The organism is uncultured Pontibacter sp. (genome assembly GCF_947499215.1).
Classification (GTDB): Bacteria; Bacteroidota; Bacteroidia; order Cytophagales; family Hymenobacteraceae; genus Pontibacter.
On sequence record NZ_CANMNI010000002.1, the window covers coordinates 1,265,057 to 1,288,230 of the forward strand.

At 49.2% G+C, this 23,174-nt stretch carries 23 protein-coding genes; 11 read left to right on the forward strand and 12 right to left on the reverse strand.

Annotation, left to right across the window (positions count from 1 at the left end):
• Window positions 1-5: 5 nt before the first annotated feature.
• The 3 genes from Q1A04_RS13670 to Q1A04_RS13680 all read right to left on the reverse strand — a co-directional run bounded on the left by Q1A04_RS13670 (window position 6) and on the right by Q1A04_RS13680 (window position 2,356).
• Window positions 6-965 (reverse strand): hypothetical protein, encoded by a 960-nt coding sequence (locus Q1A04_RS13670; protein WP_299706869.1) that lies wholly within the window; start codon window positions 963-965, stop codon window positions 6-8.
• 101 nt (window positions 966-1,066) lie between these two features.
• Entirely contained in the window at window positions 1,067-1,351 is a 285-nt protein-coding gene (locus tag Q1A04_RS13675; RefSeq protein WP_299706872.1) for an acylphosphatase, read from the reverse strand.
• An 81-nt stretch (window positions 1,352-1,432) separates the two neighbouring features.
• Window positions 1,433-2,356 carry a DUF2279 domain-containing protein gene (locus Q1A04_RS13680; protein ID WP_299706876.1) on the reverse strand — a complete coding sequence of 308 codons (924 nt, stop codon included), beginning with the start codon at window positions 2,354-2,356 and terminating at the stop codon, window positions 1,433-1,435.
• Between the two features lie 211 nt (window positions 2,357-2,567).
• Between Q1A04_RS13680 and sdaAA the strand changes: the two genes are divergently transcribed.
• The 4 genes from sdaAA (at window position 2,568) to Q1A04_RS13700 (ending at window position 6,879) form a co-directional block, all read left to right on the forward strand.
• Window positions 2,568-3,476: an L-serine ammonia-lyase, iron-sulfur-dependent, subunit alpha gene (sdaAA, locus tag Q1A04_RS13685; RefSeq protein WP_299706878.1), complete on the forward strand. Its 909-nt coding sequence runs from the start codon at window positions 2,568-2,570 to the stop codon at window positions 3,474-3,476.
• Window positions 3,477-3,716: 240 nt separating this feature from the next.
• Entirely contained in the window at window positions 3,717-4,454 is a 738-nt protein-coding gene (locus Q1A04_RS13690) for a hypothetical protein (protein WP_299706881.1), read from the forward strand.
• A gap of 220 nt (window positions 4,455-4,674) precedes the next feature.
• A complete protein-coding gene (locus Q1A04_RS13695) occupies window positions 4,675-5,916 on the forward strand; it encodes an aminotransferase class I/II-fold pyridoxal phosphate-dependent enzyme (RefSeq protein WP_299706884.1) in 1,242 nt (413 codons plus the stop codon).
• 9 nt (window positions 5,917-5,925) lie between these two features.
• On the forward strand, window positions 5,926-6,879 hold the full coding sequence (locus Q1A04_RS13700) for a hypothetical protein (RefSeq protein WP_299706887.1): 954 nt from the start codon (window positions 5,926-5,928) through the stop codon (window positions 6,877-6,879).
• 111 nt (window positions 6,880-6,990) lie between these two features.
• On the opposite strand, the gene Q1A04_RS13705 is transcribed toward Q1A04_RS13700, so the two are convergent.
• Entirely contained in the window at window positions 6,991-7,455 is a 465-nt protein-coding gene (locus Q1A04_RS13705; RefSeq protein ID WP_299706890.1) for an Lrp/AsnC ligand binding domain-containing protein, read from the reverse strand.
• Window positions 7,456-7,608: 153 nt separating this feature from the next.
• Between Q1A04_RS13705 and Q1A04_RS13710 the strand changes: the two genes are divergently transcribed.
• The gene (locus tag Q1A04_RS13710) at window positions 7,609-8,562 is read left to right on the forward strand and encodes an asparagine synthetase A (protein ID WP_299706893.1); all 954 of its coding nucleotides are present in this window, start codon (window positions 7,609-7,611) and stop codon (window positions 8,560-8,562) included.
• Window positions 8,563-8,699: 137 nt separating this feature from the next.
• Here Q1A04_RS13710 and Q1A04_RS13715 read toward each other — a convergent pair whose 3' ends face one another.
• From Q1A04_RS13715 to Q1A04_RS13750, 8 genes are all read right to left on the reverse strand, one after another.
• Window positions 8,700-10,076: a LutB/LldF family L-lactate oxidation iron-sulfur protein gene (locus Q1A04_RS13715; protein ID WP_299706896.1), complete on the reverse strand. Its 1,377-nt coding sequence runs from the start codon at window positions 10,074-10,076 to the stop codon at window positions 8,700-8,702.
• Window positions 10,077-10,225: 149 nt separating this feature from the next.
• Entirely contained in the window at window positions 10,226-11,881 is a 1,656-nt protein-coding gene (locus tag Q1A04_RS13720; protein WP_299706899.1) for a M28 family peptidase, read from the reverse strand.
• Between the two features lie 33 nt (window positions 11,882-11,914).
• Entirely contained in the window at window positions 11,915-12,400 is a 486-nt protein-coding gene (gene ispF, locus Q1A04_RS13725; protein WP_299706901.1) for a 2-C-methyl-D-erythritol 2,4-cyclodiphosphate synthase, read from the reverse strand.
• A 211-nt stretch (window positions 12,401-12,611) separates the two neighbouring features.
• The gene (locus tag Q1A04_RS13730; protein WP_299706904.1) at window positions 12,612-13,712 is read right to left on the reverse strand and encodes an alkene reductase; all 1,101 of its coding nucleotides are present in this window, start codon (window positions 13,710-13,712) and stop codon (window positions 12,612-12,614) included.
• Window positions 13,713-13,926: 214 nt separating this feature from the next.
• Window positions 13,927-14,751 carry an aldo/keto reductase gene (locus tag Q1A04_RS13735; protein WP_299706907.1) on the reverse strand — a complete coding sequence of 275 codons (825 nt, stop codon included), beginning with the start codon at window positions 14,749-14,751 and terminating at the stop codon, window positions 13,927-13,929.
• Window positions 14,752-14,810: 59 nt separating this feature from the next.
• Window positions 14,811-15,260: a MarR family transcriptional regulator gene (locus Q1A04_RS13740; RefSeq protein WP_299706909.1), complete on the reverse strand. Its 450-nt coding sequence runs from the start codon at window positions 15,258-15,260 to the stop codon at window positions 14,811-14,813.
• 355 nt (window positions 15,261-15,615) lie between these two features.
• On the reverse strand, window positions 15,616-16,110 hold the full coding sequence (locus Q1A04_RS13745; protein ID WP_299706912.1) for a hypothetical protein: 495 nt from the start codon (window positions 16,108-16,110) through the stop codon (window positions 15,616-15,618).
• 130 nt (window positions 16,111-16,240) lie between these two features.
• A complete protein-coding gene (locus Q1A04_RS13750; RefSeq protein WP_299706915.1) occupies window positions 16,241-17,506 on the reverse strand; it encodes a pitrilysin family protein in 1,266 nt (421 codons plus the stop codon).
• A gap of 297 nt (window positions 17,507-17,803) precedes the next feature.
• Between Q1A04_RS13750 and Q1A04_RS13755 the strand changes: the two genes are divergently transcribed.
• The 6 genes from Q1A04_RS13755 (at window position 17,804) to lipA (ending at window position 22,707) form a co-directional block, all read left to right on the forward strand.
• Complete coding sequence (locus Q1A04_RS13755) at window positions 17,804-19,783, forward strand: dehydrogenase E1 component subunit alpha/beta (protein ID WP_299706918.1); 1,980 nt, start codon at window positions 17,804-17,806, stop codon at window positions 19,781-19,783.
• Window positions 19,784-19,819: 36 nt separating this feature from the next.
• On the forward strand, window positions 19,820-20,026 hold the full coding sequence (locus Q1A04_RS13760; protein WP_299706921.1) for a hypothetical protein: 207 nt from the start codon (window positions 19,820-19,822) through the stop codon (window positions 20,024-20,026).
• Window positions 20,027-20,161: 135 nt separating this feature from the next.
• Window positions 20,162-20,434, forward strand: a complete 273-nt coding sequence (locus Q1A04_RS13765) for a hypothetical protein (protein WP_299706924.1) — start codon at window positions 20,162-20,164, stop codon at window positions 20,432-20,434.
• A 16-nt stretch (window positions 20,435-20,450) separates the two neighbouring features.
• The gene (gene ytxJ / locus Q1A04_RS13770; protein WP_299706927.1) at window positions 20,451-20,792 is read left to right on the forward strand and encodes a bacillithiol system redox-active protein YtxJ; all 342 of its coding nucleotides are present in this window, start codon (window positions 20,451-20,453) and stop codon (window positions 20,790-20,792) included.
• Between the two features lie 145 nt (window positions 20,793-20,937).
• Window positions 20,938-21,666, forward strand: a complete 729-nt coding sequence (locus Q1A04_RS13775; RefSeq protein ID WP_299706930.1) for a hypothetical protein — start codon at window positions 20,938-20,940, stop codon at window positions 21,664-21,666.
• A gap of 129 nt (window positions 21,667-21,795) precedes the next feature.
• Window positions 21,796-22,707, forward strand: coding sequence for a lipoyl synthase (lipA, locus tag Q1A04_RS13780; RefSeq protein ID WP_299706933.1), 912 nt, complete (start codon window positions 21,796-21,798; stop codon window positions 22,705-22,707).
• Window positions 22,708-23,174: the final 467 nt, after the last annotated feature.

Below are 23,174 nucleotides of genomic sequence, written 5' to 3' on the forward strand. Positions count from 1 at the left end.
GGAGGTTAACTGACTGCGCTCACAACTGCTAGAACTGTGTTAAGTCTTTCTTCAACAATGTTATTCTTTACTCTTTTTAAGTGATTACTTAAAATTGAGGTATATTGCTCAATTCCAATAGCTTTAGCTATATAGCATTCATTGACGAGATTTAACCTATTAGTAATACAGCAGAGGCTATTTAGTACATCTAGTCCCTTAAAGCCATTATAATTAAAGGTGTCGATGTCATCATAATTAGCCTTAATTCTTTTTCTGTATAATAAGTCCATTATAGTTGTGTGGCCTAGAGAATCAGATACTTTCTTCCAGTCCAAGAAGTTAAGACTTTTTTTAGGTTTTCTTTTGGATGTTATAAACTTAAAATCTGATACCTTTTCCTTTAATCTAAGTTCTCTAGTAGATTTTAGAAATTGACATATTTGATTATTTATTGTTTCTTCCTTCTCTAACTCAATTTGTAAATTTTTGATACCACATGGTTTAGATATATTAACGAAATCAATGTGGTTTCTGCCTCCTGTAGAATAAAAACTCATCGACAGAGGTAGTTTGCTTTCTCCCATTAACTTGCCTAATTTCTTCAAAACAGCTGAATGGCTATTTTCTGTATGTCCAACAGCTTTAAAATGGGCAAGAAAAGAGCCAAATGTCGTGTAATAGGCTTGAGCAAATGCCCATTGCATTGCAAATGATTGTCCTGTGTTTTCGATTACAGTTTTATTTTCAGCAAGTACTTTTTCGGTATTCCAAGAGTTTTTAAGCCATTTATCTATTTCGGGTAATGGTGGATTTTTAGCTCCCCTTAAATTGACAAAGTACTTACTGTTAACCATGTCATTTTCAAGATCGGCTTGATTTAATTTAGTTGAAAGGGCTAAAAATTGATTGTGTGTAACATCAGCTCTAAACTTAAGATTATCTTCTTCTTTGAGAGATTTAATATAGAGTTCGAAATCAAACATATAGGAGCTGAATAATGGTTTAGTTACATAATTTTCTATATTTTAAAATTAATTTATTTTAATAGAAAAGTATTGATTAACGCCACGGAAAATTTTGTAAATCACCTCCTCTGCCTAAACCCAACAAACCCTTCCAACCCATTCTTCTCCTCCACCTCCACTTTCTCAACCCGCGCACGGTCGGGGCCTTGGTGTGCCCATGCTTCTAGTTCCTTTAGTGCCTCAGGGCTTCCTTCGGCTTCGAGGTATACGGTGCCGTCGTCTTCGTTCTGCACGAAACCGGTTAGGCCCAGCTCCAATGCTTTGCCTTGAGTACTCGCCCGGAAGAACACACCTTGTACCCTGCCGTGAACCCGCATCGCGACGCGCTTTTTGTTGTTGTTCATACTAATAAGGTTGTTTGTCTATAAAACGACCAAAAGGAGTAACGGTTAACGCTGATTTAAAGCAGTAAATTCGATTATAAACTAATAGTAAAGCCAGTGCCCTTTCAACTGCCCTTTCGAATTTACCTCGAGCGCCGGAAACGGGAGCTTTATAAAAAACATGCCTTTCAGTACCGTGTTAAGGAATTTGCTGTCCGTTTTTATCTTGGTCCAATCTATGTCGAGGGAGAGCAGGTATTGGCGGTAGCGTTGTGTTTCAGGTAAAGCCATCCCACGGTAGTAGCGCCTGTTCTGGAACTCCCCAAACATACCACCGGCGCTGTACCCAACCGCCACGTTTGCCCAGTCCGGGACTATGCTATTGGGCACTAACTTGTTTGCAGGCACACTCAGCCAGTAGGTATGCGAGTTATAGTCTAAGAGCATACTCTCCAGGTGGGTGTCGCCCAAATAGCCGTTAGCCTGTTTATAGTAGGGAGAAGGAGAGAAGCTGAACTTGAATTTGGCAACCTGTTCATCAAAAGCAAGTTCCTGCCCGATCACAAAAGCAGATCCGGCGGCATTGGCGATCATGTCGGGTACGGAAAAGCCCCAGCCTTCATAAAGCCCGTCGTATACTTCGATGGGCGTCTGCAACACGAGCCCCAATGTACCACCGTATAGCAACGCTTTGCCTTTAGGCACACCCGCATTACGCAGGAGCTTATACCCGATGTAACTCTCCACATAAGCACCGAAGGCATGGCCGAACTTGTCTACCTGCTGGTAACCTTTGGTGTCGTTATAGAAATGGAAAGGCACACGTTCATGGTCTTTATACCACACAAAATGCAGGTAAGACATGCCTGCCACATAAAATACTGCTTCTGAAGCTATAACAGGTATAAGTTTTCGGCGGTTAACGGTACTGGTATCTGTAGCGATACTATCAGCAGCTTGCGGGAATGCCAAGGTCTGGGCAAGCAGGAACACAGGCAGTAAAAACAGCAATTTTCTGAACATCATCCGGTATGGGAGCATGAATGGCTCCAGCCGCATCAATATAGCAGTTTATACTTATAAGATAAACGGGGCCTTGTTTTGTTGTGAGCTAAAAGAACGAATGACCCCCTTGAACTTGTTAGAAAAGCGGCAGCATATAGCTGATTCCTTAAATTTGGTTTATCTTTATCGGCCCCTCGCGCTTTGGCCGTAGGGTAGGTATAAGCAATACGATATGTCATTACTATTCAACGATTTTAAGAGCTGGGAAAAGCATTGCGCTGAAACCGGCGAACCACTATACCAGCCCGTGCTGGATTACGAAGTAGAGCAGAAGGGCCGCACCGAAGAGTTTATCTGGGAGAACATCGCCAAAGCCTACGAGGTGATGAAGGACGCCGTGCAAACGGGCCTTACCGAAGACATGACCTCCCGCTCGGGTATGGTGAACAACAGCGCCAAGAAAGTAGCCAAGTCACCGGTAACGGTACTCTCGCCAGAGTTTCAGATGCTGGTAACGCGTGCACTCGGAGCCAAGGAAGTGAACTCCTGTATGGGCCGCGTGGTGGCTGCCCCAACGGCGGGTGCCTCCGGGATACTGCCCGGTACGCTCACCACCCTGCAGGAACTGCACGGACTCGAAGATCGCAGCATACACGAAGGCCTGTTGGTGGCGGCAGGTATAGCCCTCATCATTGAGCAGAATGCCTCACTGGCTGGAGCCGTGGGCGGTTGTCAGGCGGAGACGGGAAGCGCGGCGGCCATGGCGGCGGGTGCCATCGTGTACTGCCTTGGCGGTAATGTGGAGCAGGTGTTCACGGCAGTGGCCATCACGATCCAGTGTATGCTGGGCCTTGTGTGCGATCCTGTGGCGGGACTCGTAGAAGTACCGTGCATTGTACGCAACGCCAGTGCGGCAGCCATCGCTTTCTCCTCAGCGCAAATGGCTATTGCCGGCGTAAGTGCCGTCATTCCGGTTGACCAGTGCGTAGCTGCTCTAGGCGAGGTAGGCGAGAGCATGGAGCGCAAATACAAAGAAACCGCCCTTGGCGGACTGGCCAACACCCCACGCGCCCGCGAAATTGAAAAGTTCGTGCTGGTGCAGGACGTGGAGATTCTACCCGACGAAACCGAGGAAAATTAATAGAGTTTAAGAGTTTAAGAGTTAGAAAGGAAACCCCTTAATCTCTCAAATAATCAAGAAAGGCAGTGGCTGTAAAAGTCGCTGCCTATTTCTTTTTATACCTATACCTGTTGTTCCGGAACCTTCATCCTGAAAATCCTTCAATTCTGAGGTTCGTGATCCACACAACTGGTTCATGGCATAATATATGATAATGCTATATTCACAGCCTGTAGGTTGTGAATACTCAGCTTATATACTATGAGAAAAGCATTACTAAGCGTAGCGTTGGCCGGAGTGCTGGTGCTGCCATCCTGCACATTGCCGAACATGGCAATGGAGCCGACTTTTAAAGAGCAGGCGCAGGAGCTGCCGGTAGAGGGCCGCAAAGCCTTTAAACCCAACGGGAGTTTTATGATAGGCGACTACCGAGTTGCCAATGTGAACCGGGGCTGGAAAAATGCCGGAGGCTTCAGCATATTCGGTTATGAGAACATCAAAATGAACCAGCGCTATGAGTTCAGTCTGCAGAGCCCTGCAGGCGAGCAGTGGTTTGCCTTCGGCGCCAGTCAACTACAGGAGAAAAATCTCCGCTCCGACAATGGCATTACACTCGCTGTTGGCAAAAACCTTGAGTATTTTGTGACGCATTTTACCTCGCCTGTTAGTGGGCCGTGGCGCTTGCTCACTGTGGATCCGGGGCAGTACCTCATGCGCAAAAAGTTTGAGGGGGAGTTGAGCAATGGAATTGATTCCTATAAAGTAGCCCCCATCTATAAAATGGAAGACTCCAAGCTGCCTATCGGTGACATAGTGGGCTATGAGTTTCTGCGCGAAGACGAGCGAATGGCAGCGGTGCAGGTTATCAACCATGGCAAGGTATGGCTGGCTCCGGATCTAGACGAAGATACGCGTATGATATTGGTTACTGCTGCTGCTTCTCTGTTACTCTACGACAAGCTGCAGGGTACAACCGATGAGATGGCCAACCTACGATAAACTTATTTGAACCTAGTTTAGAATAAGTGGCACTTAAAACTAAAGCCCATCGTTCTTAGTATAATTCCTGTTTTCAGTGAAGCGCCTGCAAGTCGTAGAATTCTTGCAGGCGTTTTTTTGTGCCTTGTTTAGGTATAAGCCCTTCGCCTGACTATGCAAAAATGCTGCAGACTTAGTATCTTGTTGCGTACTAATTCACAGGCTCATGACCGTTTCAAAAATGGCCCAGAACCTCATCGGCTCCGAGATCATCAAACTCGCCGGTGAAGTCAACGCAATGATTGCCAAAGGAGAGCAGATCTGCAACCTTACCATTGGCGACTTCGACCCCAAGATATTTCCCATACCCGGCGAACTGCGGGCCGGCATAGCCGAGGCCTACGCCGAAGGGCATACCAATTACCCGCCTGCCAACGGGGTGGCCGTGCTGCGCAAAGCCGTAGCCGACTTCACCCGCGACCGACTGGGCCTGACTTACTCTGAGAATGATATTCTGGTAGCCGGCGGCTCCCGTCCACTCATCTACGCCACCTATCTGGCCGTCGTAGACCCGGGCGACAAAGTGGTGTTCCCAACGCCTTCGTGGAACAACAACCATTACTGTCACCTCTCGAGCGCGACGCCTGTGATGGTAGAGACCAACCCAGAGAACAACTTCATGCCGACGGCCGCTGATGTAGCCCCCAACCTAAAGGGCGCTACCTTGCTGGCCCTGTGCTCGCCGCTTAACCCGACCGGTACCATGTTCTCTAAAAAAGACTTAGAAGACATCTGCGATTTGGTGATAGCTGAGAACAAAAGCCGTGGAGCTGACGAAAAGCCGCTTTACATCTTGTATGACCAGATCTACTGGATGCTGACTTTTGGCGAACACAAGCACTACGATCCGGTAAACCTGCGCCCTGAGCTGCGTGACTATACCATTTACATCGACGGCACCTCCAAATGTTTCGCCGCTACCGGTGTGCGTGTAGGCTATGCCTTCGGCCCGACCGTGATGATTGACAAGATGAAAGCCATATTGGGACACGTAGGAGCCTGGGCTCCAAAAGCAGAGCAAATGGCGACTGCCCGATTCCTGCACCAAGCCGAAGCGGTAGACGTGTTTCTGGATGAGTTCAAGCACAACGTGTGCGAGAGTCTGGATGAGCTCTACCATGCTTTCAAAGAGCTGAAAAACGAAGGGTACAATGTGGACGCCATCGAGCCGATGGGTGCCATTTACCTCTCCGCCAAACTCGACTTAGCCGGTAAAACCACACCATCTGGCCAAGTGCTGCAAACCAGCAAAGACATCAGCTTCTACATACTCGAAGAAGCCAAGCTGGCCGTCGTGCCGTTCTCCGCCTTCGGTTCAGCCCCTGAGCTTGGCTGGTTCCGACTGTCGGTAGGTGGCGCTTCTCTGGAAAGCATAAAGGGCTCGCTGAGCAGGTTAAGAGAAGCGCTGAAGAGGTTGAAGTAGGGTATAAGCATGGGCTTTATTTCCAGTTTTCTGGCTACAGATATAAGTAAGCGCAAGTGGCTTTCAGTTGCGCTTACTATCCTAGTGGCAGCACCATTAACGTGGTGGGGAATTTATGGGATTGGTGAGTATGGCATTGCGCTTTTCATCCTGACGCCATTCCTAATCGGCTTACTTTCAGTAGTGCTTTTTGGCTATGAGAGAATCATTACACTGCGAGAGTCAATTAAAATCGCCTTCCTAACTCTTTTGGTTTTCACGATTGGATTAGTAGTATTTGCTATAGAGGGGCTTATCTGTATTGCGATGGTAGCGCCAGTTGCCTTGCTGATGACATGGTTGGGAAGTTATTTTGGTTATGAGCTGGTCCGTAAAGCCCCGAAGAGTTCATCTACATTGTCGTTGCTGCTAATCTTCGCGATTCCATCAACTGCTTATGTGGAGAAACAGAGTGCCCCAGAACTTTCACCTGTCGTTACCTCCATTATCATCGACGCATCTCCAGAAGCTGTATGGAAAAATGTAATTGAGTTTCCTGAACTTGATATACCGACCGAGCTCATCTTTAAAACAGGTATAGCTTATCCCATTAATGCCCGAATTGAAGGGACGGGAGTGGGAGCTGTGCGACATTGTAATTTTACTACAGGAAGTTTTGTAGAGCCCATCACAGTCTGGGACGAACCAAGACTATTGAAGTTTGACGTAATTGAGCAGCCAGAACCAATGAAAGAAATTAGTTTCTGGGACATCGATGCACCGCACCTCCACGACTATTTTGTTTCAAAAGAAGGACAATTCAAACTAACGGAGCTTCCTAATGGGCAAACGAAACTAGAGGGAACAACTTGGTACTACCATAACATAAAGCCAGCTTTCTATTGGCAGCCTTGGAGCAACTACATTATCCATCAAATCCATGAGCGAGTGCTGAATCATATAAAAGTCAACTCAGAGAAATAAAGAAGGCTTCGCGAACTTGTCGGTTAAAGCCTTTTTTAACTTTAATCAAGCACGGGACTCAGTCCCGTGCCAAGGTATAAAAGCGAGTCTGTGACTCGCAAAACTCAAGCACTACTCAACCCCCACCGAAATCTGTCTTGTGATGCTTTCCTCCAACGAGATAAACGTCTCTGTGCGGTGCACGCCTGCTATACCTTGAATCTTCACGTTGAGCACCTCGCGTAAGTGCTTGGTGTCGCGGCAGATGATCTTAACGAACATGCTGTAAGAGCCCGTTGTATAGTGCAGTTCTACAATCTCAGGTATGTCGCGCATTTTCTCTACCACTTCTTTATAGGCAGAACCTTTCTCCAAAAATACCCCGATAAAGGCGCAGATGTCATAGCCAATAGCGGCCGGATTGATCAGTAACTGAGCGCCCTGCACAATGCCCATTTCCGTCATTTTCTTGAGGCGCACGTGTATGGTACCACCCGAAACACCCAGTTCTTTGGCAATATCAGTATAAGCGCGGTTCACATTCTGCATGAGCAGGTGGAGAATCTGGCGGTCGAGTTTATCAATTTGTAAATCCATGCCCAATATGTATCCTGTGTTTTAAAAATTTGTTAGAAATGTTGACTATATATTGATTATATATCAATAAAATTAATTAAATGTTAAATAATTTTCAATATATATTGTTGATAATTATGTTTGTAATACATCAATTCATTAAAATTAGATAAAATGGAATTGCAAACACTCACTGAACCGACGGCACTGGAAGCTACGATGAAGCACCTGAGCCGCGCGCCCCTGCCCAAAGTGCTTCAAGTACAGCAGGGAATCATCCGTGCCACGCACGACTTTATGTTCAAAAAAGGCCTGACGCAGCTAATGCCGCTCATGCTTTCGCCCATCACTGACCCGCTCAACCACGGCGTGGTAGATGCTTCTATTGGGTATGCCGACCAACGTTGGAGTCTCACCAAGTCGATGATCTTCCATAAGCAGCTGGCTTTGGTGAATCCCGAACTGGAAAGCCTCTACATTGTGTCGCCAAACGTGCGCCTCGAGTTCTCTGACCGCGCTGCTACAGGCCGACACCTCTTCGAGTTCACGCAGGTGGATTTCGAATTTCGTGGCAAAGACCGCTTTTTTGTGATGGAGTTTATGGAGGAAATGGTGAACTACATTTTTGCCCGTCTGAACAAAGAGATTCCGGAGCTTTTGATAGATTTGCGAGGAGAGCTGTTGCCACAATATGAGAAGTGGCCGGTATACCGCACCGAAAAGCTGGAAGCCGCTCTGGGTTCAGACTATGAGAAAATACAGTCCGAAGAGGCGACAGAGCCATTTTGGCTGATCAACCACAAGCGTGAGTTTTACGACAAAGAAGACCCAATCCGCCGGGGCACCTACCTGAACTACGACGTGATCTGGCCAGAGGGCTTCGGGGAAGGCTTGTCAGGTGCTGAGCGCGAGCATGAGTATCATCAGATTCTGAAGCGTATGGACGAAGTGGGCACAAGTAAAGAGACGTTCAAGCACTATTTGGAAGTTGCCAAAGCGGGGTTGTTGCCTAAAACTGCCGGTGCCGGTTTTGGTGTAGAGCGTATGACGCGTTTTATTTGCCGACTAAAGGATGTGGACGAAGTAACGGTATTCTCTCGTAAGCCATGCACACCCGCTATTTTTTAAAGGTATAAGGTATGGATGACGGTAATAATAGTAGCTTGGGGGACCAAGCACGCAATAGAACATAAAAGGCCTGCAAATGAGTTTGCAGGCCTTTTATGTTCTATTGCGCGAGCGTCCACACTCGCGTTATACATTGCCTACTTCCCTTCCCGCTCCTTCCAGAGCTGGTTAAACGACTTCGGCGCTACTTGCAGCGGCTCTCTCCGCTTACTCCATGTATCTTTCAAGACTTGTTTTAGCACAAAGTTCTTCACACCGGCCGGTGCCATATTCAGCAGCTTGCGACTCTTCATGGCCTTTAGCCACAGCTTAAAAGTGGTGCGCTCGCTCTTCTCCGTGAAGCCTTGCTCCACACTCTGGCGGCGGTTGAGCAGCAGCAGGTTGTGAATATTGATTTTGACAGGGCAAACTGACGTGCAGGCGCCGCAAAGCGAACTGGCAAAGCTCAGGTGCTTGTTCTCAGCCATGCCGTTGTAGTGCGGCGTAATCACAGAGCCAATCGGCCCACTGTAAGTGCTTTCGTAGGTATGGCCGCCGATATTCTTATACACCGGGCACACATTGAGGCAGGCGCCACAGCGGATACAGTTGAGCGCTTCCCGCTTCTCAGGCAGTGCCAGCAGCTCCGTACGGCCGTTATCAAGCAGCACCACATACATCTCCTCAGGACCGTCCTTTTCGTTTGGCTGGCGTGGGCCTGTGAAGATTGTGTTGTAAATAGTTACTTGTTGACCGGTACCGCTGGTGCTGAGAAGTGGCCAAAACAGGTCGAGGTCCATGACCGATGGCAGGATCTTCTCTATACCTACAATGGCAATATGCGTTTTCGGGAAAGCGGTGGATAAACGGCCATTGCCTTCATTTTCAGTAACGGCCACACCCCCGATATCGGCTAGCAGGAAGTTGCCGCCCGTTATACCTACTTCGGCCTCAGTATACTTGGTGCGAAGCAAACGGCGGGCAGTAGCTACCAACTCTTCTGCGCTATCAGTTGGAGCAATTTTGAGTTTCTTTACAAAAAGGTCGGCAATGTCCTTTTTAGACATGTGCATGGCCGGCGTTACGATATGGTAGGGCCGTTGCTCGGCCAGCTGCACAATGTACTCACCCAAGTCTGTCTCCACCGTCTCGATTCCGTTCTTTTCCAGAAAGTTGTTCAGGTGAATCTCCTCCGTCGTCATCGATTTCGACTTTACCACCGAGCGAGCACGCTTGCGCTTCATGATTTGTCCGATCTCCTTCAAAGCCTCTTCGGCATTGCGAGCCCAGATCACTTTGCCGCCACGGGCCGTAAAGTTAGACTCAAACTCCATCAGGTACTTGTCTAAGTTATTGATGGCGTTCGTTTTTATAAAAGAAGCCCTTTCGCGGGCGAGCTCGTGATCGCTGTATTGGGTAAGGCCACGCTGTACAGCGGCGTTATACTTGCCGATGTTGAACTTAATGGTCGAGCGGTGGCCCAAGTCAAATGATTTCGTTTCCGCGTCCTGCAGAAACTGTTTTAGTCTACTCATATAAATAAACCCTGCGGTTTTCCTGAAACGGCTAGTAATCAGGAAGTGCTATTAAAAGAAAAACACCCTTAAAGTTAGGGTGTTTTCCTCAAAGCTAACAAATGCAGCTCGTTTTTATGATAAACGGCCGCTTGTGCTGTTTTAGTATCTTACTTTTTGTTGCTGTCCACTACAATGCGGTTATCGCGGTTGGCCAGTTCCCATGTCACGTGGAACGCAAGACGAGCGGCTTTCTCAGCTTTCTCGAAAAGAATCTTGTCCACTGTGTCGCTTGCCTTGTGGTAGTCGGCGTGAACCCCGTTGAAGTAGAACACGATCGGAATACCGTGCTTCGCGAAGTTGTAATGGTCAGAGCGATAGTAGAAGCGGTTCGGGTCGTTCTCGTCGTTGAACTTGTAGTCCAAGCGCAGACCTACATGTTTCTCGTTCACCTCTTCGTTGATTTGGTGCAGCTCCGAAGAAAGCTTGTCAGCACCGATCACATAGATGTAGTTCTGGTCGTTGGTCTTCTCAGCGTCGAAGTCCATACGGCCAATCATGTCGATGTTTACGTTCGCTACGGTGTTCGCCAGCGGGAAGATCGGGTTGTTAGCATAGTACTCAGAACCTAACAGCCCCTTTTCTTCAGCCGTTACGAGCATGAACAGAATGCTGCGGCGCGGACCCATGCCGTCTTTCTTAGCCTGTGCAAAAGCCTCAGCCAGTTCTACAACAGCCACTGTACCTGAGCCGTCGTCATTGGCGCCGTTGAAGATTTCGCCGTCCTCTATACCTACGTGGTCGTAGTGTGCGGTTACCACGATCACTTCATCTTTCTTGTCAGTGCCTTCGATGTAGCCCAGTACGTTGTCAGATGGAAGTGCTTCGCTCTTGCGTTCAGTCTTTACTTTCACGTCTTTCACGGCAGTGAAAGTGCCCGGTGTTGGCTTGCCCGCTTTCGCTACGGCGTTGGCGTGAGCCAGCATTTTCTCAGGAGTAGTACCCAGCAAAGCGGCACCTACCTGTGGCGATACCATCATGGCTGCCGTAGCTCCGCCCTGTGCACCGTTGCCTTTCAGGCCGATTGACGGACGCGTCAGGAAATTGCGGTAGCGCTGTGTCATGGTGGCAAACTCACCGGCGTTGGTGCCTGTTACCACAAGCACGCTCTTGGCACCGCGCTTGGTGGCAGCATTGCGCTTGGTGCGGAAGTCGTTGCCCCAGTCAGATGCCTTTTCAGTGCCGCTTACCAGAAACTTACCGTCGGCGCCTTTTGGCTCACCGCCCAGCACCACGACCATTTTGCCGGTCACGTCGATGTTGGCATAGTCAGAGTAGTTGTCAGCGTCAATGCCGTAACCCGCAAATACCACTTCGGCGGTTTGCTCGGTCTGGTACGGTGAGGCACCTAGCACGAAGAAGTCCTGCCCCATCATGAACTTTTGCTTGCCGACCATGATGTATCCGTCACCCCACTGGCTACGCTCCAGCGCTACAGGCTGGTAATATGGGTTGGCGTTGTTCTTTACAGGACCTACAAGTCCATCTTCTTTAAACTCGCTGGAAATATAATCAGCGGCCATTTGCAGACCTTTAGAGCCTGTGTCACGACCTTCGTACTCGTCCGAGGCGAGTATGTGCAGGTGCTTGGACAGGTCGGCGGCCGTGATAGTGGCCGCATACTTAGGGGCAGCTTCGCGGAGTCGGTCAGCGTCTGCAACCGGGGCTTCAGCAGTTGTGCTGGTGCTTGTCGTAGTGGGCGTGGTGGCGCAACCTGTGGTCAGGAAAGCCGCCAGCGCATACACATAAAACTTGTTATACTTCATGTCTGCGTAAGGTGAAGGTAAGGTTAGTGATTGTTATTGTTTATATATCAGGACAGTTGCAAAAGCGGCTACGCCTTCTTTCTTGCCTACAAAACCAAGGTGTTCCGTGGTGGTGGCTTTGATAGAGAGGTCATGCTCTGGTATACCCATTACTTTGGCCAGACAGGCCTTCATGTCAGGTATATGCGGATTCACTTTCGGATCTTGGAGGCAGATGGTCGAGTCGATGTTGCCGATCTCGTAGCCTTCCAGCGAAAGCATGTGCACTACTTCTTTTAAAAGAATCTTGCTGTCGATGCCTTTATACTGCGGGTCTTTGTCGGAAAAGTGGAAGCCGATATCGCGCATGTTGGCGGCACCCAGCAAGGCGTCGCAGATGACGTGGATCAGCACGTCGGCGTCGGAGTGGCCCAACGCGCCGTGGGTATGCGGAATCTTAATACCGCCGAGCCAGAAGTCAAGCCCTTCCTGCAGCTGGTGCACGTCGTAGCCGAAGCCGGTTCTTATTTTAAATTTCATAGTCTGATAGAACAGATGTAAGGTATAGTCATCGCCTTATACGGCGGTGCAAAAAGTAAATATAGTCGCTTTTGCCCTTTTCTTGCTAGTAGCGGGTGCATTTTTCAAAGGGATAGACTCAAAACAGGTACAAAGGTTTAAAAAGCAAAAGCCAGCCACCGGTTAGGGCAGCTGGCTTTTGAAAGAGTATATATGAAAAAGCGCCTTTCGTTTAGGCTTTTACTTCCTCTAGTGTCGGATAATCGATGTAGCCTTCGGCACCCGGAGTATAAAATGTGTTTTTGTCAGGAGTCTGCAGCTCCTCGTTTTGGCGGAAGCGCTCCGGCAGGTCCGGGTTGGCGATGAACGGTACACCAAATGCCACCATGTCAGCCTCGCCCGCCTCGATCACGGCATTGCCTTTCTCCTGCGTAAAGCCCGCATTGATGATCAGGTTGCCTTTGTAGATCGGACGGTAGCGCTTGGCAATGTTTTGCTCAGCATGCGGCACATTGCTCACATCATTAAACGGCTCTGACAGGTGCAAGTATGACAGCTTGTAGTTGTTCAGCTTTTCGATGATGTAGTCAAAGGTAGGGATGGTTTCCTCGTCGAGCGTCATCCCGAAAATGCCGTGCAGACTCGGGTTCAAACGCACACCTACGCGCTCTACTGGCATTACCTCCTGAATCGCCTCGATCACCTCAAACAAAATGCGAGCTCTGTTTTCTTTGGAACCACCGTACTCATCGGTGCGGGTGTTGGAAGTGCCATTGAAGAACTGGTGCAACAGGTAGCCGTTAGACGAGTGAATCTCTACCCCATCGAAACCAGCGTCCTTAGCGTTCTTGGCAGCAGCTTTGTATTCCTGCACGATTTGCTTGATCTCAGATATAGTGAGCGCACGCGGGGTTACCGTTTCTTTGAATCCCTGTGGGGTATAAGCCTGCGCATTCGGGTTAATGGCCGACGGCGCCACAGGCAGCTCGCCGTTGTGGAAATCGGGGTGCGACATACGGCCCACGTGCCACAGCTGTGCGAAAATCTTTCCGCCCTCGGCATGTACTGCGTCAGTTACTTTCTTCCAGCCGGCCACTTGCTCCTGGCTATACATACCGGGCGTGTTGATATAGCCCACGGCCTGCTCTGAAATCTGGGTGCCCTCCGAAATAATCAGGCCCGCACTCGCGCGCTGGGTATAATAAGTTACCATGAGGTCGTTTGGCACATTGTCTTCGTTAGCGGCACGGCTGCGCGTCATCGGCGCCATGATCACACGGTTCTTCAGTTCTAAATCGTTAAGTTTTATTGGTCTTAAAAGTGGTTGTGACATTTTATTGATTGTTAATTTGCTGATTGTTGAATTGCTGGGAGGATAACCCGCCTCGCCATTTTTGATGGTTTTCCTAGAAGGAAGTTTTGTGCACGATTCGGACAGGTCGCGACCTGTCCCTACGGGTTGTGACGTGCTAGGACTCTTGTGCCCTCGTCCCGAACGCATTCGGAATGTGAGCATCTATTAGTCATTACTCATTATAATTTACTCGCTAAACCCTGTCCCAGTCCGGAGAGAAAGGTGGATTGACTACTCTTAGGTTATCCTTTTTAAGTTGGTCGATTTGGGCGACGTCTTCAGCGGATAGCTCAAAGTCGAAAATGTCGATGTTGTCTTTCAAGCGCTCTATTTTGGAGGTTCTAGGTATAGCCATCACGCCGTCTTGCTGTACCAGCCAGCGCAGCGATACTTGCACCTCGTTCTTCCCATACTTCTCGCCTATACCTTTCAGGACAGGGTTGCCGAGCACTTTGCCCTGCGCGATAGGGCTGTAGGCGGTCAGCGAAATACCATGCTTACGCAGATAGGTATAGAGCTTGGTCTGGTTGATGAGCGGATGATACTCCACTTGATTGGTAATAATGTCGGCACCCGTGGCTAGCACCTCATCGAGTAGGGCAGTGGGGTGATTGCTTACGCCGATGTACTTGGTGTAGCCTTTCTGCTGGGCTTCCATGAGTTGATCCATATACTCGGTCACGGGCACGTTGCGGTTTGGCCAGTGGATTAGCAAGAGGTCTACATGGTCAGTCTTGAGTTTGCGTAAACTTTCCTCTACTGATGGCAGGAACTCCTTTTTATACAGACTCTCGCGGAAAACCTTTGTGGTCAGGAAAATCTCGTCGCGATCTATACCCGCATCCTTAATGGCCGAGCCAACACCCGCTTCGTTCTGGTAGATCTGTGCCGTGTCGATGTGGCGATAGCCTTCTGAGATGGCAGCAGCTGTAATTTCGCGAGCCAGATCGTCAGGTAACTGGAACGTACCCAAGCCTAGCGCTGGTATAGTGGCGTCTTTTATAGTGATGTTCTTCATGCTTGTGTTTTCGGTTTGTACATTACTTGTATATACAAATATCGATATAAAAAAATAGCTCAGCCTCTGAGCTTGTCGAGCAACTTGCTCACTAAAACGGCTTCTTCCTGTGTCAGGTTATGGAAGCGCTGAAAGAAGCTAGGCATTTGCTCATCAATCTGTTCGAGTAGCGCAGTACCTTTCTGTGTCAATCGGACCTCAATCATGCGACGGTTGGACTGGCAAATATCGCGGGTCACGTAGCCTTTCTCGATCAGCTTGTCTACCAAACGGGTTACGTTGGAGTTACGGTCGACCATGCGCTCCTGTAACTCTCCGAAGCAAACCGGCTTAGGGTCTTGGCCGCGCACAATGCTCAGCACATTGTGCTGCTGCAGTGTGAGCCCAAACTGCTTAAAGAAAGGTATAAACTGCTGATTCAGCCAATTGTTCGTGAACAACAGATTGACAACCATCCGGCGGTGGTCGTCCTTAAAGTCTTTCTGCTGTATTTCGTCTTCTATGCGCATAGGCTGAATGTAAGTGCAAAGGTATAGCTGTTGTTTGTATATACAAATATTGCAGCATAAAAGTTGCGTGTAGCTCTGTCCGGATCAGGATTCTTAAGATTTAAGAGGGGCCCTACCCCCACGGATTTACAGGATTGGGTAATCTCATTTGGTAGGGACAGGTCGCGACCTGTCCGCTGTATGGCTTGTCTACGCAGAAGGAAAACATAAGCCTTGCAAGATGCCCTACCTAAAAATTGCCAATAAAAGGTTGCCTGTGCACGATTCGGACAGGTCGCGACCTGTCCCTACAGGGGAAACTGAACTCGAACCTATGCCTGTACGTGCTGCCGAGTTTTTGATAGAGATCACAATTTTACTTCTCAAACACCGTATCAAAAGTAACTCGTTTGGCGCTTCCGTTTACCGTAGGAGGCAGCGCAGTGACATCGGCCTTTACACGCCATTTGCCATCCGCCATTTTGGAGCCCTCAATCAGACCGCCTTCCAAAGGATAGGTGTTGCTGCTTACCCACGCGCCCCATTCTTGGTAGAAACCTTTGGCTGCAAGTAACTCGGCCCCTTCGAACCGAAAAGTTGTTGCGTCCTTGTCCACTTCGAATGTGAGGGTATAGCCCCATTCATCATCCATGGCGTTATCGCATTCTGCGGCGGTATGGCTATACCTGAAAACAAGGTTTTCGCCTGCTTCCACATGATAGTAATCCTGCTGGGCGTCTTCGTTATAACGTACTCCAATGGCCTTGTTCTCTTCGAAGCTGCCGCTGTTTCGAGCCAGGTTGCAGTCGTCCTTGTCGCAGCTGGTCAGCATTAAGGTGATGCCAAGGAACAAGAGGAGAAGTTTTCTCATTAGCTAAAAGTCAGTTTGTTTACATTATGGACCCTTCTGAAGGTCAAATGGTTGCAAGGCTATACCTGCAAAAATAAAAGCGGCTGTTGTTTCCAAACAGCCGCTTCCAATCAGATTAATTATACCTTGTCTACGCCTCCTGCTCCACCGGCTGGGCTTTCTTTTCCGCTTTATAAAGCAGCGTGGAGCAATTGTTCGGGTCAAGCACCTGCTTGGCGCAGCGCAGTATGTCCTGCGGCGTTACGGCCTGTATCTTCTCGCCCTCAGTGTTCACGAAGTTGGCATCGCCCAACAGCTTGCCGTAGGCCAAGTTCATCGCGCGGTTCAGGAGTTCGATTTCAGAGAACACGATTGAGGTTTCAGCTTGGTTCTTCACTTTGTTGAGTTCTTCTTCGTCCACCAGTTTTTCCATCAATTCTTTGTTAATAGCCTCAATGGCGGCATTGGCCTCCTGCAAGTCCACGCCTTCATTGAGTTTGCCTTGGATGATTAGCAAGCCCGGTTCGATAGAGCCAGTCACAGAGGCGGCGATGGAGTTGAAAAGCTTCTGCTCCTTTACCAACTGCTCGTACAGGCGCGAGGACTTGCCACGACCAAGAATATCACTGATCAGGTCGACTGCGTAGTAGTCTTCGTGGTTGCGGTGCGGCATATGGTAGGCCTTATAAATAGCGCTCAATGGCACATCGGCACTGGTCTCAAGCACGCGCGGTGCCTGCTGCTTCGGCTCGTTAGGTATGTGGCGCTCATACTTCACGCCCGCAGGTATTGGGCCGAACCATTTTTCGGTCAACTCTTTCGCTTTCTCAAGCGTCACGTTGCCGGCCACAACCAGTACGGCGTTGCTCGGAGAGTAATGTTTCCTGTGGAACGCTTTCACGATATCCATAGTGGCGTCTTCGATGTGGGCAATCTCCTTGCCGATGGTGGCCCATTTGTAAGGGTGCTGCTCGTAGGCCAGCGGACGTAGCTTCAGCCACACGTCGCCATAAGGTTGGTTCAGGTAGTTCTGCTTAAACTCCTCCACGACCACCTTGCGTTGCACTTCCAGTCCGTGATCGCTGAAAGCCAGATCCAGCATGCGGTCTGACTCCAGCCAGAAGCCCGTCTCGATGTTCTGGGCCGGCAGGGAGAGGTAATAGTTGGTGATATCCGGGCTGGTAAAGGCGTTGTTTTCACCGCCCACGCGCTGCAGGGGCTCGTCGTATACCGGTATGTGCTTAGAGCCACTGAACATCAGGTGCTCAAACAGGTGCGCGAAGCCAGTGTGCTGCTCTTCTTCGTCGCGGGAGCCCACGTCGTAGAGCACGTTCAGCACGGCCATAGGAGAGGTATGGTCTTCGTGCACGATCACACGCAACCCGTTATCCAGCGTAAATTCCTCGAACTGTATCATAATCTTCTTCTCTTTAAAGGACAGTAACTGATGTTACCTTTGCCTGATTTCTTTCCTGTCATTTCTTTTTCAACAGGTATACCTTGTCCCCTGTTCAATCAAAACCCGCAAATACTTGCAGGCCTGACAGGTTTTCTGTAGCTTTTGCTTTCTTTACGGACTTTCGGACGCCACTTGTTGCGTAGGCCGGGGCCGGTAAGGCACGAAGTACCGAACAAATTTATAAATTAGCACCATAATCGGCGGCTAAAGCAAACGTTATGCTGCCAGACTACAACGAATTTCCCTGTCAATAAGATGAACTATAATCGCAAAGAATACTCTGACGACGAACTGATCGCTTTATACAAAGGCATTCTGAAACCCCGCATGATCGAGGAGCGCATGTTGGTGCTGCTTCGCCAAGGCAAGGTAAGCAAGTGGTTTTCAGGTATAGGGCAAGAGGCCATCTCGGTGGGCTCGGCTATGGCGCTGGAGTCGGACGAGTACATTCTGCCGTTGCATCGCAACCTCGGTGTGTTTACTAGCCGTGAAATACCTTTGGACAGACTCTTTGCGCAGTTCCAAGGAAAGAAGACCGGCTTTACAAAAGGCCGCGACCGCTCTTTCCACTTCGGTTCCAACGAGCACCACATCGTGGGCATGATTTCACACTTGGGTCCGCAACTGGCCGTGGCCGACGGTATCGCTTTGGCCGACCTGCTCGATAACAGAGAGAAGGTGGCGCTGGTGTTCAGCGGCGACGGCGGTGCCTCCGAAGGCGACTTCCACGAGGCGCTTAACGTGGCGGCTGTCTGGAATCTGCCGGTTATTTTCATGATCGAGAACAACGGTTATGGTTTGTCCACGCCAAGCAACGAGCAGTTTAAGTTCAAGCATTTCACCGACAAAGGTCCGGCCTATGGTATAGACGCCCTGCAGATCGATGGTAATAATATCGTGGAGGTATACGACACCGTGCGACAGGCTGCCTACAGTATGCGTAAGAATCCGCGTCCGATGCTGATCGAGGCGATCACCTTCCGCATGCGCGGTCACGAAGAGGCCAGCGGTACCAAATATGTGCCGCAGGAGCTGTTCGAGAAGTGGTCGAAAAAGGATCCGGTGGAGAACTTTGAAAAGTACCTGCTCGATGAGGTGATCCTGACGCCAAAAGCCATAGAAGGTATACGCGAAGAGATAAAGGCCGAAATTGAGGAAGGGCTGCAGACGGCCTTTGCGACACCGATGCCGGAAGCAAACCGCGAAGAGGAACTGGAAGATATGTACCGCTCTTTCGAGCAAGAAGTGATCAAACCCGCTTCAGAGGCTAAAACCGAGAGACGCTATGTAGACGCCATTTCAGACGGCCTGCGTCAGAGCATGGAGCGCTATCCGGAACTTGTGCTAATGGGACAGGACATTGCCGAGTACGGTGGTGTTTTCAAGATCACAGAAGGCTTTGTAGACCAATTCGGCAAGGACCGCGTGCGTAATACACCACTTTGCGAGTCGGCCATACTAGGTATAGGATTGGGTATGTCCGTGAAGGGCAAAAAGAGTATGGTTGAGATGCAGTTTGCCGACTTTGTAAGTGCCGGCTTCAGCCAGATCGTGAACAACCTTGCCAAGAGCCATTACCGCTGGGGCCAAAACGCCGATGTGGTAGTGCGCATGCCAACGGGCGCCGGTACTGCCGCTGGTCCGTTCCACTCGCAGAGCAACGAGGCGTGGTTCTTCCATACCCCGGGTTTAAAAATCGTATATCCTTCTTCGCCTTATGACGCCAAAGGCTTGCTGAATGCGGCCATTGAAGATCCGAATCCGGTAATGTACTTTGAGCATAAGCTGCTCTACCGTTCCATCTCGCAGGAGATTCCGGACGATTACTATACCATCGAGATCGGCAGGGCAAAGCAAGTGGCTGAAGGGTCAGATATTTCCATCATCACCTATGGGATGGGCGTGCACTGGGCCAAGCAACTGCAGCAGGAGATGACGGACATCAGCTTCGACATACTGGACCTGCGCTCGCTGCTGCCTTGGGACAAAGAAGCCGTGCGCGATACCGTGGCCCGCACCGGCCGTGTGATCATCCTTCACGAAGACACCATGACCGGCGGTATAGGCGGTGAAATTGCCGCTTGGATCGGAGAGAACTGCTTCGAGCTACTCGACGGACCAGTGACACGGGTCGCCAGTCTGGACACAGCCGTGCCGTTTGCTCCGCCGTTGGAGCAGGAGTTCCTGCCAAAGCAGCGCCTGCGCGAGAAGGTGGAGAGCATCATGGCGTTTTAGCGGAAATTAACTTAGATAAACTTATATTGCAGTGTGATGCAGAAAAGTAGATATTGGGTACTAGGCCTGCTGTGCATAGCACTGCTATTCGGTACGGGCTGTCAGCGCAAGGGGATTATATCTTGTCCGAAGCCGGGGAAGACGTCCAAGGTGTCGGGTAAAAACGCCACTGGGCTGGAGTCGGTGAAGGTAAGCATGGACAAAAATGGCCGTGTGAAAAAGAAGCGAATGGGAATTTTTTAGGGGAGCAACCCCTATTCCCGAATTCAGTATAACAACTAAATACGGTGAGGTGTTATGAAGAAGCTGGGATTTGATACACGAGCAAAATGCTTGATGGTTGTAACAGGCCTGCTGTTATTCGCAGCGTGTCCTGCTATGGCGCAGATCAGCTACAAGACCACTGACAAGCACGAGCAGCTGAAAAGAAAGTCACTACGCGAAGCCAGTCAGGTAGATGCCACGTATAAGGACACGCATTTGAACATGGAGGCTTACACCTTCAAAAAAGGTGAGGCTGGTAAGTCCGACGCGAGGCCGCTGTCACAGCGTTTCCGCCCGCTCAATGCGCCAGACAGAGATCATCTGAAACAATCTTCGTCTAACAAGGAGAAAAAGAAATTCAGGCTTTTCCGAAAAAAGGAAAAGTAAACTAAATAAGAGATATATGAATTGGCATCCACTTACGAGTGCAGAACAGCTAGATACGGTTATCGAAGAGTCCAAAAGCACGCCAGTGGTGATATTTAAGCATAGCACAGCCTGTTCTATAAGCTCTACAGCCAAGAGCAGACTGGAGCGACAGTGGGCCGGGGCCGGGCTGGACCATATCAAGCCCTACTATCTTGACCTATTGCGATACAGACCGGTGTCGAATGAAATTGCAGAGGTGTTTCACGTGCAGCACCAGTCGCCTCAGCTCTTGCTGATCCAAGACGGCATGTGTACTTATGACGCCTCGCACCTGAGCATCAGCATCGATTCAGTAAAAAAGAGCCTAACAGCTTAGCAAGCGCTGGTAAAACATTGCGCTTGCACAGTAGTTTACAATTAACCGAGTAAGAGGAGGCGCACCAGTCAGCCTGACAACGGCCAAAAACTTACGATTAGCCTGTATTCTAAAACAAAACATACCTAACCCTAACCGTAGAGAGGTGGCAAAGAACCTGATACTCATAATCGCTTTGGCGCTGTTGGTAACTTTGCCAGCAGCTGCGCAGTCTGACGATGATTTTGACAATGAGTTGAGTTACGGCATCAACCTGAACTCAAACGGCGGGTTGCTGGGCGGTGCGTTTGTGCGAAAATCTTGGTTCTTCAAAGAAAGCTTCTATCAACTGGCGGGTTTGGAGATAGTTGAAATAAAGCACCCGAAAGAAAACCGCTTATACCACCCGAACTCAGGTGACAATTTTATTGCCGGTAAACAAAATCATTTCTTTTCTGTGCGTCCGCACTATGGACTGGAGCACGTGCTTTTCCGAAAAGCTGCGGAGAGCGGCGTGCAGGTGAATGCAGTTGTGGCAGGTGGCCCGTCGCTGGGTCTGCTGGTACCCTATTACATCCGTTACGACTATGGGGGAGGCTTTGGGGGCGATGTGCGAACAGAGGCCTATGACCCCAACAAGCACTTGAGCTTTGAGAACACGCTGGGTAGCTCAAATGTGTTTACAGGTTTAGGAGAAACCAACGTCAATTTCGGTCTGCATGCTAAAATGGGATTGAGCTTCGAATACGGCCGCTATCGTGAAAGCATAACAGGTATAGAAGTGGGCTTCATGTTAGAGCAGTTTTTCAAAGAGATGGTTATGATCCCGCAGACTGAGAATTACAGCACCTTCACCTCCGTATACCTCAACATCTACTACGGCCGACGCAAGTAAACCGGCTCCGAACATTTCTACTAATCCGTTTGTTCATAAGGGAAGCGCAGAGATTACTGTGCGCTGAGGCTAATATATTTCCTCGCGTTATTGCTTAAGTCTTAACGCATAAACCCCTATCTTTGCAACATGGATGAACTATTGACACTTCCGGTAATACAGCCCAATGCGCAGCCCGAGGGGCTGAATGCGCTGGGACAGCCTCGCAAGCCAAATTGGCTGCGTGTAAAGCTGCCGGTGGGGAAAGAGTACGCGAAGGTAAGAAGCATCGTAGACGAATATAAGCTGCACACGATCTGTGAGAGTGGCAACTGCCCGAACATGGGTGAGTGCTGGGGAGCTGGTACGGCTACTTTCATGATTTTGGGCAATGTGTGTACGCGCAGTTGCTCATTCTGTGCCGTGGCCACGGGCCGCCCTAACGAATATGACACAGATGAACCCCGTCGTGTGGCGGAGGCCATACAGCTGATGGGCGTAAAGCACGCCGTTATCACCTCTGTTAACCGCGATGAGTTGAAAGACCGCGGTGCCGCCATCTGGCACGAGACGGTGGCCATGGTGAAGCAACTCTCTCCTACCACCACCATTGAAACACTTATACCTGATGTAAAAGCCAACTGGGATGCGCTGATCACGATGATTTCCGCTGGGCAGGAGGTGGTGTCGCACAACGTGGAAACGGTGAAAGAACTTTACCGCCGGGTGCGTCCGCAGGCTAAATACGAGCGCAGCATCGAGCAGATTCGCCGCACAAAAGAGTATGGGAAACGCACCAAGACCGGTATAATGCTCGGCCTTGGCGAAACCAGAGAGCAGGTATACCAAGCCATGGATGATCTGGCAGCGAACGGCTGTGACATTCTGACCCTAGGCCAATACCTGCAGCCAACCAAGCTCCACATTGAAGTGGCAGAGTTTATACACCCTGATTTATTCGACCATTACCGTGAAGAAGGATTGAAGCGCGGAATTAAGTATGTAGAGTCCGGTCCTTTGGTTCGATCATCGTATCATGCAGAGCGGCATGTGCATGTATAAAGTTTTTTATGTAAACTTTTAAAGAATTTAGTAAATTTTTTATTGAATAGATTTATACCCCAACAACAATAGCTTATTGTTGTTGGGGTATTTTCTTATTGTACTGGTTTTCCTCTCAATATTTTAGCGATTCAATAACTATCTACAGTATTGTAAAAGAGGGGGATATAACAATAGTTGTACAATGCACTCCTTTCTGCAACCTCTGCAAGGTAAAATTAGTATATTCAAATATACTGTTTTGTAAAGTACCCATGGTTATGCTGATTTGAATTTGCACCGCTTTCAGAAGATCCCTGAAAAAAATTATCATAAAGTTGTATTAGAGTAATCCTATCAGATTGTTGTTGTAACATTCTCTGAGGGATTATATATTGTATTTTTTATATTGTATTAAACCTATCTAAAATATATAAGTATCATGATATAGTAAAAGTCTATAGAAATACTTTTATATTTATGCCAGA

Bases quoted from the DNA above. Each gene is read 5' to 3' on its own strand.
- Q1A04_RS13670 (WP_299706869.1), bottom strand. From the start codon at position 965: ATGTTTGATTTCGAACTCTATATTAAATCTCTCAAAGAAGAAGATAAT.
- Q1A04_RS13675 (WP_299706872.1), bottom strand. From the start codon at position 1,351: ATGAACAACAACAAAAAGCGCGTCGCGATGCGGGTTCACGGCAGGGTA.
- Q1A04_RS13680 (WP_299706876.1), bottom strand. From the start codon at position 2,356: ATGATGTTCAGAAAATTGCTGTTTTTACTGCCTGTGTTCCTGCTTGCC.
- sdaAA (WP_299706878.1), top strand. From the start codon at position 2,568: ATGTCATTACTATTCAACGATTTTAAGAGCTGGGAAAAGCATTGCGCT.
- Q1A04_RS13690 (WP_299706881.1), top strand. From the start codon at position 3,717: ATGAGAAAAGCATTACTAAGCGTAGCGTTGGCCGGAGTGCTGGTGCTG.
- Q1A04_RS13695 (WP_299706884.1), top strand. From the start codon at position 4,675: ATGGCCCAGAACCTCATCGGCTCCGAGATCATCAAACTCGCCGGTGAA.
- Q1A04_RS13700 (WP_299706887.1), top strand. From the start codon at position 5,926: ATGGGCTTTATTTCCAGTTTTCTGGCTACAGATATAAGTAAGCGCAAG.
- Q1A04_RS13705 (WP_299706890.1), bottom strand. From the start codon at position 7,455: ATGGATTTACAAATTGATAAACTCGACCGCCAGATTCTCCACCTGCTC.
- Q1A04_RS13710 (WP_299706893.1), top strand. From the start codon at position 7,609: ATGGAATTGCAAACACTCACTGAACCGACGGCACTGGAAGCTACGATG.
- Q1A04_RS13715 (WP_299706896.1), bottom strand. From the start codon at position 10,076: ATGAGTAGACTAAAACAGTTTCTGCAGGACGCGGAAACGAAATCATTT.
- Q1A04_RS13720 (WP_299706899.1), bottom strand. From the start codon at position 11,881: ATGAAGTATAACAAGTTTTATGTGTATGCGCTGGCGGCTTTCCTGACC.
- ispF (WP_299706901.1), bottom strand. From the start codon at position 12,400: ATGAAATTTAAAATAAGAACCGGCTTCGGCTACGACGTGCACCAGCTG.
- Q1A04_RS13730 (WP_299706904.1), bottom strand. From the start codon at position 13,712: ATGTCACAACCACTTTTAAGACCAATAAAACTTAACGATTTAGAACTG.
- Q1A04_RS13735 (WP_299706907.1), bottom strand. From the start codon at position 14,751: ATGAAGAACATCACTATAAAAGACGCCACTATACCAGCGCTAGGCTTG.
- Q1A04_RS13740 (WP_299706909.1), bottom strand. From the start codon at position 15,260: ATGCGCATAGAAGACGAAATACAGCAGAAAGACTTTAAGGACGACCAC.
- Q1A04_RS13745 (WP_299706912.1), bottom strand. From the start codon at position 16,110: ATGAGAAAACTTCTCCTCTTGTTCCTTGGCATCACCTTAATGCTGACC.
- Q1A04_RS13750 (WP_299706915.1), bottom strand. From the start codon at position 17,506: ATGATACAGTTCGAGGAATTTACGCTGGATAACGGGTTGCGTGTGATC.
- Q1A04_RS13755 (WP_299706918.1), top strand. From the start codon at position 17,804: ATGAACTATAATCGCAAAGAATACTCTGACGACGAACTGATCGCTTTA.
- Q1A04_RS13760 (WP_299706921.1), top strand. From the start codon at position 19,820: ATGCAGAAAAGTAGATATTGGGTACTAGGCCTGCTGTGCATAGCACTG.
- Q1A04_RS13765 (WP_299706924.1), top strand. From the start codon at position 20,162: ATGGCGCAGATCAGCTACAAGACCACTGACAAGCACGAGCAGCTGAAA.
- ytxJ (WP_299706927.1), top strand. From the start codon at position 20,451: ATGAATTGGCATCCACTTACGAGTGCAGAACAGCTAGATACGGTTATC.
- lipA (WP_299706933.1), top strand. From the start codon at position 21,796: ATGGATGAACTATTGACACTTCCGGTAATACAGCCCAATGCGCAGCCC.